Origin of the sequence: Streptomyces sp. KMM 9044, assembly GCF_024701375.2 — a bacterium.
Lineage (GTDB): Bacteria > Actinomycetota > Actinomycetes > Streptomycetales > Streptomycetaceae > Streptomyces.
In genome coordinates, this window is record NZ_CP113910.1 from 5,883,045 (window position 1) to 5,893,712 (window position 10,668).

At 73.7% G+C, this 10,668-nt stretch carries 10 protein-coding genes; 4 read left to right on the forward strand and 6 right to left on the reverse strand.

Annotation, left to right across the window (positions count from 1 at the left end; genetic code table 11):
- Positions 1–112 precede the first annotated feature (112 nt).
- Genes HUV60_RS26550 through HUV60_RS26565 form a run of 4 tightly spaced genes read left to right on the forward strand, consistent with a single transcriptional unit; the run spans position 113 to position 3,769 of the window.
- Positions 113–967: a transporter substrate-binding domain-containing protein gene (locus HUV60_RS26550; RefSeq protein WP_257849719.1), complete on the forward strand. Its 855-nt coding sequence runs from the start codon at positions 113–115 to the stop codon at positions 965–967.
- A gap of 4 nt (positions 968–971) precedes the next feature.
- The gene (locus tag HUV60_RS26555) at positions 972–1,805 is read left to right on the forward strand and encodes an amino acid ABC transporter permease (RefSeq protein ID WP_257849720.1); all 834 of its coding nucleotides are present in this window, start codon (positions 972–974) and stop codon (positions 1,803–1,805) included.
- Positions 1,802–2,650, forward strand: a complete 849-nt coding sequence (locus HUV60_RS26560; protein ID WP_257849721.1) for an amino acid ABC transporter ATP-binding protein — start codon at positions 1,802–1,804, stop codon at positions 2,648–2,650. The genes HUV60_RS26555 and HUV60_RS26560 overlap by 4 nt, the downstream gene beginning before the upstream one ends.
- 21 nt (positions 2,651–2,671) lie before the next feature.
- Positions 2,672–3,769: an amidohydrolase family protein gene (locus HUV60_RS26565; RefSeq protein ID WP_257849722.1), complete on the forward strand. Its 1,098-nt coding sequence runs from the start codon at positions 2,672–2,674 to the stop codon at positions 3,767–3,769.
- A gap of 521 nt (positions 3,770–4,290) precedes the next feature.
- Here HUV60_RS26565 and cobC read toward each other — a convergent pair.
- The 6 genes from cobC to cobM are packed head-to-tail and all read right to left on the reverse strand — an operon-like array spanning position 4,291 to position 10,659.
- Entirely contained in the window at positions 4,291–5,391 is a 1,101-nt protein-coding gene (gene cobC, locus HUV60_RS26570) for an Rv2231c family pyridoxal phosphate-dependent protein CobC (protein ID WP_443047424.1), read from the reverse strand.
- Positions 5,357–6,268 (reverse strand): sirohydrochlorin chelatase, encoded by a 912-nt coding sequence (locus tag HUV60_RS26575; protein WP_257849723.1) that lies wholly within the window; start codon positions 6,266–6,268, stop codon positions 5,357–5,359. Before HUV60_RS26575 ends, cobC begins: the two co-directional genes overlap by 35 nt.
- The gene (locus tag HUV60_RS26580; protein WP_257849724.1) at positions 6,265–6,855 is read right to left on the reverse strand and encodes a precorrin-8X methylmutase; all 591 of its coding nucleotides are present in this window, start codon (positions 6,853–6,855) and stop codon (positions 6,265–6,267) included. The genes HUV60_RS26575 and HUV60_RS26580 overlap by 4 nt, the downstream gene beginning before the upstream one ends.
- Entirely contained in the window at positions 6,852–8,576 is a 1,725-nt protein-coding gene (cobJ, locus tag HUV60_RS26585) for a precorrin-3B C(17)-methyltransferase (protein ID WP_257849725.1), read from the reverse strand. The genes HUV60_RS26580 and cobJ overlap by 4 nt, the downstream gene beginning before the upstream one ends.
- Positions 8,573–9,844: a precorrin-6y C5,15-methyltransferase (decarboxylating) subunit CbiE gene (gene cbiE, locus HUV60_RS26590; protein ID WP_257849726.1), complete on the reverse strand. Its 1,272-nt coding sequence runs from the start codon at positions 9,842–9,844 to the stop codon at positions 8,573–8,575. Before cbiE ends, cobJ begins: the two co-directional genes overlap by 4 nt.
- Positions 9,841–10,659, reverse strand: a complete 819-nt coding sequence (gene cobM / locus HUV60_RS26595; RefSeq protein WP_257849727.1) for a precorrin-4 C(11)-methyltransferase — start codon at positions 10,657–10,659, stop codon at positions 9,841–9,843. The genes cbiE and cobM overlap by 4 nt, the downstream gene beginning before the upstream one ends.
- Between the last annotated feature and the right edge of the window lie 9 nt (positions 10,660–10,668).

The window sequence follows — 10,668 nt, forward strand, 5'->3', positions numbered from 1 at the left end:
GTCCGACGCCCGGTTCTTAGGTCGGACGACACCGAAGCCATCGGTTTGGTTTGAGGAACCCAAACTTCTCCTTATAATCGGAACCTCATCTGTTCCCTACCAGGAGGCCTCAGTGAAGACGCTCCTCGGCCGCAGGACCCGCGTTCTGGCCGCCACCACCGCGACGGCCGGGCTGGTGCTCCTGACCGCCTGCACCTCCACCGACGACGGGGATGGCGGCGCCTCCAGGACCGTGGCCGGCGGCGTCGAACTCGCCAGGGCGGGGCAGCTCACCACCTGCACCCACCTCCCGTACCCGCCCTTCCAGTCGGAGATCGACGGCAAGGTGCAGGGCTTCGACGTGGCGCTGGTCGACCTGGTCGCCGAGGACCTGGAAGTGAAACAGGAGATCCTCGACACTCCGTTCGAGAACTTCAAGACCGGCGCCTTCCTCAACTCCGGTGAGTGCGACCTGGCCGCGGCCGGTATGACCATCACCGAGGAGCGCAAGAAGAACGTCGACTTCTCGGACCCGTACTTCAACGCCACCCAGGCCGTCCTCGTCGACAAGTCGGCCGGCGTCACCTCGCTCGCCGACGTGAAGTCGAAGAACGTCGAGCTCGGCGCCCAGGCGCAGACCACCGGCGAGGACTACGTCAAGGGGGAAGGCTTCGACCCGGTCTCCTTCGAGTCCTCCGACGCCGTCCTCAACGGCCTGCGCGCCGGCCAGGTCAAGGCCGTCGTCATCGACTTCCCGGTGGTCCAGGGCTGGCTCAAGGACAAGGCCACCGCCGACGCCTACGAGGTCGTCGACAACCTCGACACCGGCGAGCAGTACGGCTTCACGGTGAAGAAGGGCAACGCCGCCCTGCAGGAGGCCATCAACAAGGCGCTCTCGGACGCCAAGGAGGACGGCACGTACAAGAAGTTGTACGAGCAGTGGATCGGTCCGTACGACGAGTCCGCCGCCTCGCCGGCCGCCTCCTGATCCGGTGGCCGACACGAAGGTGCCTTCGGAGCTGAGGAAGAAGGGCCTCACCCGGAGCCAGAAGCGCCGGCTGTCGCGCGGAGCCCAGTACGTCCTCTTCGTCGCCGCCGTGATCCTCTTCGCGGCCTCGGCGGACTGGGGCAGGCTGCAGAACCAGTTCGCCCAGGCCGACATCGCCGAGCGGATGTTCCCGGAGATCATCACCCTGGCGCTGAAGAACACCGTGCTCTACACGGTGACCGGCTTTGCCGTCGGGCTGGCACTCGGCATGGTCATCGCGCTGATGCGGCTGTCGTCGGTCGGCCCGTACCGCTGGCTGGCGGGCGTCTACATCGAGATCTTCCGCGGCCTGCCCGCCCTGCTGATCTTCATCTTCATCGGCGTGGCCGTGCCGCTCGCCTTCCCCGGCACCGAGATCATCGGCGGCACCTACGGCAAGGTCGCCCTCGCGCTCGGTCTGGTGGCCGCCGCCTACATGGCCGAGACGATCCGCGCGGGCATCCAGGCGGTGCCCAAGGGGCAGATGGAGGCGGCCCGTTCACTGGGCTTCTCGCCCGCGCGGGCCATGGTCTCGATCATCATCCCGCAGGCGTTCCGGATCATCCTGCCGCCGCTCACCAACGAACTCGTCCTGCTCTTCAAGGACTCCTCGCTGGTGCTGTTCCTCGGCGTCACCCTGGAGGAGCGCGAACTGTCCAAGTACGGCCGCGACCTGGCCAGCCAGACCGCCAACTCCACCCCGATCCTGGTCGCCGGCCTGTGCTACCTGCTGATCACCATCCCGCTCGGCTTCGTCGTACGCCGTATGGAGGCCAAGGCCCAGGAGGCCGTCAAATGAGCCGACCGGACAAGCAGCCGGACAAGCGGCCCGGCGAACAGCCGGAGAGTCGGCCCGGGGATCCGGAGATCCTGGTCAGCGGGCTGCACAAGTCGTTCGGCAGCAACGAGGTGCTGCGCGGCATCGACCTGGAGATCCGCCGGGGCGAGGTCGTCTGCGTGATCGGGCCGTCCGGCTCGGGCAAGTCGACCCTGCTCCGGTGCGTGAACCTGCTCGAGGAGCCCACCAGGGGCCAGGTGTACGTCGGCGGTACGGAACTCACCGACCCGGACGTCGACATCGACGCCGCCCGCCGCCGGATCGGCATGGTCTTCCAGCAGTTCAACCTGTTCCCGCACCTCACCGTCACCGAGAACCTCACCCTGCCGCAGCGCCGGGTGCTGAGGCGGGGCAAGGCGGAGGCCGCCCGGACCGCCGCTGCGAACCTGGAACGGGTCGGCCTCGACGAGAAGGCGGACGCCTACCCGTCCTCCCTCTCCGGCGGCCAGCAGCAGCGCGTCGCCATCGCCCGCGCGCTGGCGATGGGGCCCGAGGTGATGCTGTTCGACGAGCCGACCTCGGCGCTCGACCCCGAGCTGGTCGGCGACGTCCTGGCGGTGATGCGGATGCTCGCCGACGAGGGCATGACGATGATGGTCGTCACCCACGAGATGACCTTCGCCCGCGAGGTCGCCGACCGGGTCGTCTTCATGGACGGCGGGGTGATCCTCGAGGACGGCGCCCCCGAGCACGTCATCGGCGCCCCACGGCACGAACGCACCCGCCACTTCCTCTCCCGGCTCCTCGACCCGGCCATGGCGGACGTGGAGGAGGAGGCCTCCGACCGGACCGGCAAGTCCCCGTAGCGGATCACTACAGTGCTGGGCATGAGCGAACGCGCGCTGCTGCACGTGAAGGGGCGGGTCCTCGTCGGACCGGACGAGGACCAGGTCCGCGACGAGCTGTGGGTGGTCGACGGCCGGATCTCGTACGACCGCCCCGCCGGTGCCCGCGACGTGACGGCCGTCGAGGGCTGGGTGCTGCCCGGGCTGGTCGACGCCCACTGCCATGTGGGCCTCGACCGGCACGGCGCGGTGCCCGAGGACGTCGCCGAGAAGCAGGCACTCACCGACCGCGACGCCGGGGCCCTGCTGTTGCGGGACGCGGGATCACCCTCCGAAACCCGCTGGATCGACGACCGGGACGACCTTCCGGAGATCGTCCGGGCCGGCCGGCACATCGCCCGCACCCGCCGCTACATCCGGGGCTACGCCTGGGAGGTCGAACCCGAGGACCTCGTCGCGTACGTCGCCCGGGAGGCCCGGCGCGGCGACGGCTGGGTGAAGCTCGTCGGCGACTGGATCGACCGCGACCTCGGCGACCTGTCGGCCTGCTGGCCGCGCGGCGCCGTCGAGGCGGCGATCGCCGAGGCGCACCGGCTGGGTGCCCGGGTCACCGCGCACTGCTTCGCCGAGGACTCCCTGCGGGACCTGGTCGAGGCCGGCATCGACTGCGTCGAGCACGCGACGGGCCTGACCGACGCCACCATTCCGCTGTTCGCGGAGCGGGGCGTGGCGATCGTCCCGACCCTCGTCAACATCGCCACCTTCCCGGGCCTCGCCGACGGCGGCGAGGCCCGGTTCCCGCGCTGGTCGGCCCATATGCGCCGGCTCCACGAGCGCCGCTACGACACCGTGCGCTCGGCCTACGACGCCGGCATTCCCGTCTTCGTCGGTACGGACGCGGGCGGCGCCCTCCCGCACGGCCTCGCGGCGGCCGAGGTCGCCGAACTCGTCGCTGCGGGTATCCCGCCCGTCGACGCCCTCGCGGCCGGCACCTGGGCGGCGCGCGCCTGGCTCGGACGCCCCGCACTGGACGAGGGGGCCCCGGCCGACCTCGTCGTCTACGCCTCCGACCCACGCGCGGACGTACGGGTGCTGGCGGACCCGCGCAGGGTGGTGCTGAACGGGCGTGTGGTCGCGTAGGGCGGCGCAGCTCGGCGGACAGGGCCCGGAGGTCACGGCCCGGCGGCCGAAAACCCGCCCCGTACGGGCGGCTGCCCGTCATCCCCGCGCGGCACGGGCGACGGGAACAACGGGGACCAACGGGGACCACGGGGACCAACGGGGACCAACGGGGACCACGGGGACCACGGGGACCACGGGGACCACGGGGACCACGGGGACCACGGGGACCACGGGGACCACGGGACCAACGGGGACCACGGGGACCACGGGGACCACGGGGACCACGGGAACAACGGGACCAACGGGGACCACGGGGACCACGGGGACCAACGGGGACCACGGGGACCACGGGAACAACGGGCCTCCTGCCGTCCCGCGGGGGCGCCGGGTCTGAAGAGTCCCCGCCGCCACGCCCCCGGTGCCTCCGGCACCGGGCACTCGGCCGTCGGCACGGGACCGGCGGGGCGTGGTGTCGCCCGCCGGCGATGACCGGAACGAGCGGGGGACCAGGTCTTTGCCGGTACGCGGCCCGGCTCGGGTCAGATCGTGTCCAGGGCCCGGTCCAGAGCCTTGAGGAACGCGTCCGTCGTCGCGCGGTCGCGTGCCGCGACGCGCAGCCAGCGGTCGTCGAGGCCCGGGAACGTGTCCCCGCGTCGTACCGCGAAGCCGAGGGCGCGCAGGCGCTCCCGTACGGCCGCCGCGTGCGGGAGCCGGAGGAGGACGAAGGGGCCTTCGGCGCCTTCCACGACCCGCACCCCGCGGCCGGTGAACTCCCCGAGCCCGGTGAGGAGACGGGAGCGGTCCACGGCGATGCGGCGGGCCGTCTCGGCCGCCTCCGCCAAGGCCCTGGGCCCGACGCACGCCTGCGCCGCGGCCAGCGCGGGCGTGGACACCGGCCACAGGGGCTGCGCCCGCGTCAGCCGCTCGACCGTCTCCGGCCCGGCCAGCACGTACCCGACGCGCAGGCCCGCCAGGCCCCACGTCTTGGTGAGGCTGCGCAGCACCACCAGCCCCGGCACGTCCGTCCGGCCGGCCAGCGCCTCCCGCTCACCCGGCACCGCGTCCAGGAACGCCTCGTCCACGACCAGGGTCCGCCCGGGCCGGGCGAGCCGGGCGACGGCGGCGGCCGGGTGCAGGACGGACGTCGGGTTCGTCGGGTTGCCGATCACCACCAGGTCCGCGGCCTCGGGAACCGCGTCGGGGTCCAGCCGGAAACCGTCCTCCTCCCGCAGCAGTACCCGGTCGACCGTGTGCCCCGCATCCCGCAGTGCCGCCTCCGGCTCCGTGAACTGCGGATGCACCACCACCGGCCGGCGCACCTCCAGCGCCCGCGCCAGCAGCACGAAGGCCTCCGCCGCCCCCGCCGTCAGCAGCACCCGCTCCGCCGGCAACCCGTGCCGCGCCGCCACCGCGGCCCGCGCCGCCCGCCCGTCCGGGTAGGCGGCGAGGCCGGCCAGTGAGCCGGCGATGTGTTCGCGCAGCCACGCCGGGGGAGTGCCCGAGCGGACGTTCACGGCGAGGTCGACCAACGAGGCGCCGTCGTCGCGGACCTCGGCGTCCCCGTGATGCCGCAGGTCGTGCGCCCCGGCCTTGGGGGCGGCGGAGTCAGTGCGCATGGGAGTGCGTGTGGCCGTGGTCATGGCCGTGATGGTGGCGGCCGTCGTCGTCCGGGTGGAAGTGGGGCTGCTGCGGCATTCCCACCCTGTCCTCGAAGCCCGGCAGCGCGATCCGGTACACGCAGCTGTCGCAGTTCATCCGCAGATCGCCCTTCACCGCCTCCGCGTACCGCTCCATCACCAGGTCCAGCAGTTCCGGCTCGGGACCGATGACGTCCGCCGACCGCACCCTCGTCCCCGGGTGCGCCGCCGCCCAGTCCTCCGTCTGCCGCCGTACCCGGTCCGGCAGGACACCGGTGAACAGGAAGTACGGCAGGACCACGATCCGCCGGGCGCCGAGCCGCACGCACCGGTCCAGCCCGGCCGGCACGTCCGGCGCGGCCAGCGACACGAACGCCGTCTCCACGGCCCCGTACCCGCGCCCCTCCCACAGCAGCCGCGCCGCCTTGAACACCTCGGCGTTGGCGTCCGGGTCCGTCGACCCGCGCCCCACCAGCAGGACGGTCACCTCGGCGGGGTCCCAGGAGGGATCCACGGCCTGGGCCAGCCGCCGCTCCAGCACGCTCAGCAGGGCCGGGTGCGGGCCCAGCGGACGGCCGTACGTGTAGGAGAGGCCGGGGTGGCGTTCCTTCTCGCGGGCGAGTGCTGCCGGAATGTCGCCCTTGGCGTGTCCGGCGGACACCAGCATCAGCGGGACCGCCGTGAACCGTCGTACACCCCGCTCCACCAGCTCGGCGACGGCCTCGCCCAGCGGCGGCGGGGACAGCTCGATGAAGCCGCCGGCGACGGGCAGTCCAGGATTTCGGCGCCCCAGCTCCCGTACGAAGTCCCGGAACGCCTGCGCTCCGGCATCGTCCCGGGTGCCGTGGCCGGCGATGAGCAGCGCGGGCGGGGTGGTCACAGGTCGTTCTCCTCAGGCGAAGTGGGGTGGTACAAAAGGGCGTTGAGCGCGGCGGCGGCGACTGCCGAACCGCCCTTCTCGGACACGTTGCTCACGGCGGGCAGCCCGCTTTCGCGCAATGCGGCCTTGGACTCGGCCGCTCCGACGAAACCGACGGGCAGCCCGATGACGAGTGCGGGCGAGGCGTCCAGGGTCAGCAGTTCCTCGAGGGCGGTCGGCGCACAGCCGATCACCCACAGGGCACCGGGCCCCACCTCGTCGTACGCCAGACGCACCGCGTGCGCGGAACGCGTCAGACCGGGCCCGGACCCGGCGTCCCCGAGCCGGCACACGGCTTCGCGGCGGGTGATCCCCGCCGCGACCATCTCCACGTCCGCGACGACCGGTGCCCCGGCGTGCAGCGCGGCATGGGCCGTCGCCAACTCGGCCTCGTCCATGACGAGATCGGACGCGTAGTCCAGGTCGGCCGCCGAGTGGATGACCCGCTCGACGACCGCCCGGGTCAGCGGCGGGAAGTGCGAGGTGTCCAGGCGCGACCGCAGCCGTCGGAAGGACTCCCGCTCGATGGGGTGGACGACACGGCTCACCGGGACTCCTCCTGGCCCACGGCGGAGCCGCTCGTCGATGCCGTCTGCCAGCGGTAGCCGCGCGGGGTGACCATCCGGCCCGCGATCTCGCGGGTCGCCGTGTTGCCCACGGTCACCACCGTCATCATGTCGACGGTCGCCGGGTCCAGCGCGGCCAGCGTCGTCAGCCGGCTCGACTCGTCCGGCCGCGAGGCGTTCCGCACGACACCGACCGGGGTGGCCGGCCGCCGGTGCTCCGCGAGGACCGCGAGGGCCTTGGGCAGCTGCCAGTCACGGCCCCGGCTGCGCGGGTTGTAGAACGTCACGACGAGGTCCGCCTCGGCCGAGGCCCGCACCCGCCGTTCGATGACCTCCCACGGCGTGTGCAGATCGGACAGGCTGATCGACACATGGTCGTGGCCCAGCGGCGCGCCGAGGATCGCCCCGGCCGCCAGCGCCGCCGTCACACCGGGCACGCCGACCACGTCGATGTCGTCGGACGCCTCGGCGAGCGCCGGTGAGGCCATGGCGTACACGCCCGCGTCCCCGCTGCCGATCAGCGCGACCGCCTGCCCCCGGCGGGCCTGTTCGACGGCCGTGCGCGCCCGCTCCTCCTCCGCGCCGAGCCCCGACTCCAGGATCCGGGTACCGGGCCGCAGCAGATCGCGGATCTGGTCGACGTACTGGTCGAGGCCCACCAGCACGGACGCGCCCCGCAGTTCCGCCTTCGCGCGCGGGGTGAGCAGGTCCCGGGCGCCCGGCCCGAGTCCGACCACCGCGAGCCGTCCGCGCCCCGGCCGCCGCACGACGGCACAGGTCGCCCTCGCGGGCCGCCCGTCCTCGCGCCCCGACTTGCGCTTGGGTACCAGGAGTTCACCCCCGCCCGCCAGCGCGGCGGCCTCCGCCACCGACGGGGTGCCGACGGCGGCGAGTGGCGCGTCGGAGGGGTTCGGCACGTCGACGCGCGCCAACTCCTCGGCGGCGTACGTCACCAGCGGCACCCCGAGCAGCCGGGCCGTCTCCACGATGCCGGGCTCCCCGGCCTTCGCGTCCACGGTGGCCAGGCGGGCGAGCGACGCGGCCGACAGCCCGGCGTCGCGCAGCGCGCCCCCGACCAGTGCGAGCACCTCGTCGGCCGGCACGCCCTTGGAGGCACCGACCCCGACGACGAGGGTCGGCGGCCGGAGGACGGCCTCCTTGGCGCGGGGCTCGACCAGGCGGTCCGTGAGCCGGACCGTGTACGCTCCCTCACCGGCGAGGGGCAGCGGCGGCAGGGGCCAGGTCACGTCGGCGTGCAGCGCCACCGCCTCGCCGTCCAGCAGGGCGCGCGATACGGCGGCCACGTCGCCCTCCACCGGCAGACCCAGGGTGTCCAGGCCGGCCAGGCCCACGGCATCGGTCGCCGTGGTCACCACCGGCTCGGCACCCAGCACCTCGGCGACCTCGCGCGCGAGGTCGTTCGCCCCGCCGCCGTGCCCGCCCACCAGCGACACCGCGAACCGGCCCGCCTCGTCGACGCACACCACACCCGGATCGCCGGCCTTGTCCTCCAGCAGCGGTGCCACCAGCCGCACCACGGCGCCCGTGGCCAGGAAGCACACGATCCGCTCGCACTGCGCGAACGCCGTCCGCACGGCGTCCCCGACGGGACCCCCGTACACGCGCGTACGGTCCGGCCACGCGGCGGCCAGCCGGTCCCGCGCGGCGGCTCCCGCCGCGGTGGCGGAAATGAGGCCGATCACTGTGCGACTCCTTCTCTGTCGATGCCGTCGAAACCGTCGCCGGTCGCCGCCGGAGGCCGGACGCCCCACAGCAGGAAGACGGGATTGGCCGCCGCCAGCCGGGTCACGTCCCCGGGCAGCGGAGCGAGACGCGACGACTGCAGCAGCACCCCGTCGCAGGTGAACCCGGAGCCGGTCAGCGCCTCCCGCACGGCCGGCACCCGGTCCAGCGCGGCCAGGGCGACGACGACCGTGCGCCGTGCCCGCCGCGCGCACGCGGTGACGACGACGGGCAGGTCCCGCCCGCCCCCGCCGACGAACACCGCGTCGGGGTCGTCGAGATCGGACAGCACGGTCGGCGCCGCCCCGTGCACCACGCGTACGTCCACCCCGTGCGCGAGGGCGTTGGCACGGATCCGCCCCGCCCCGTCCGCGGTCTTCTCCACCGCGGTGACGGCGGCGCCCAGCCGGGCGCACTCCACGGCAACGGACCCCGAGCCCGCGCCGATGTCCCACACCGACTCGCCGGGGCGCGGCCCGAGCCGGGCCAGCGCCAGCGCCCGCACCTCGAACTTGGTGATCATCGAGTCGCGGTGGGCGAACGCGGTCTCCTCCAGCGCCCAGCCGCCGGACCGGCCGGCGACCCCGCCCGCGACGGTCCGCGCCGGGCCGAGGGCCCGCGGCTCGTCCAGGCACAGCACGACACTCACCGCGTTCCCCCAGGCCCGCGCGGCCGCCCGGGCGGGTGTGACCCGCTCGATCCGCTCACGCTCCGGATCGCCCAGCGAGGAGGCGACGACCAGCACGCGGCCCGGCGAGTGCCGGGCCAGCGCGGCCCCCAGCTCCGCCGGTCCGGCGCCCGGCCCGGTCAGCACGGCGACCTTCGGATGCGCGCGGCACAGATTGACGGCCGTACGCGGTTCCCTGCCGTGCGCGCTGACCACGACCGCGTCGTCCCAGGGCAGCCCGATCCGCGCGAAGGCGGCGGCCACGGAGGAGACACCCGGCCGCACGTCCAGCAGTGCCGGCCCGAACCGCTCGGCCAGCGCCCGCACGATCCCCAGGAACCCGGGGTCCCCGGACGCCAGCACGACGACCCGACGCTCCTCGGCGACGTACTTCTCCACGGTCTCCAGCGCCGGCGCCAACGGCCCGAGGACGACCCGCTCGGCCCCCTCGGGCAGCCGTACGGCGTCCAGATGCCGCCGCCCGCCCACGACCAGCTCCGCTCCGGCGAGGACGGCCCCCTCCACCGGCACCCCGGTCCCGGCGCCCACGACGGTGATCACGTGTGTACGCCCTTGCTGCGCAACGCCCTGCGGGCCTCAGGGTCGGCCTTGCGGTAACCGTGGAAGTGCCCCGGGTGATACAGGTGCGAGCGGGTGCCGCTCGCGTCGAGCGCCGGCCCGACCAGGAACAGGGTGTGCTTCCAGAGCTTGTGCTCCTTGACCGTCTCCTCCAGCGTGCCGATCGTGCACGTCACGACCAGTTCCTCCGGCCAGGTCGCCTGATACGCGACGACGACCGGCGTAGCGGTCGGATAGCCGCCCTCCAGCAGCTCCCGCACCAGCTGACCGCTGCGTGCCGCCGAGAGGAAGACCGCCATGGTGGTGCCGTGCCGCGCGAACTCACGGACCTCCTCACCGGGCGGCATCGGCGTCTTGCCGCCGCCCAGCCGGGTCAGTACCACGGACTGCGCCACCTCGGGAATGGTCAGCTCCCGCTGCGCGAGCGCCGCGACGGCGGAGAAGGACGACACACCGGGCACGATCTCGGTGGCGATGCCCAGCTCGGCACACCGGTCGAGCTGCTCCTGCGTGCCGCCCCAGAGCGCGGGGTCACCGGAGTGGATCCTGGCCACCCTCAGCCCCCGGGCGAGGGCCCGCTCGTACACGGCCACGACGTCCTCCAGGGACATCGTCGCCGAGTCCAGGATCTCGGCACCCTCCCGCGCGTGGTCGAGGACCTCCGCCTGGACCAGGCTGGCGGCCCAGATCACGACATCGGCCTCGGCGATCACGCGCGCCGCACGCAACGTCAGCAGATCGGCGGCACCGGGGCCGGCACCGACGAAGGTCACCTTGCCGGTGGGGGCATCGGTCATGGGGAAACG

Coding starts and splice junctions, on each gene's coding strand:
- HUV60_RS26560 (WP_257849721.1), top strand. CDS start 1,802: ATGAGCCGACCGGACAAGCAGCCGGACAAGCGGCCCGGCGAACAGCCG.
- HUV60_RS26565 (WP_257849722.1), top strand. CDS start 2,672: ATGAGCGAACGCGCGCTGCTGCACGTGAAGGGGCGGGTCCTCGTCGGA.
- cobC (WP_443047424.1), bottom strand. CDS start 5,391: ATGACCACGGCCACACGCACTCCCATGCGCACTGACTCCGCCGCCCCC.
- cobM (WP_257849727.1), bottom strand. CDS start 10,659: ATGACCGATGCCCCCACCGGCAAGGTGACCTTCGTCGGTGCCGGCCCC.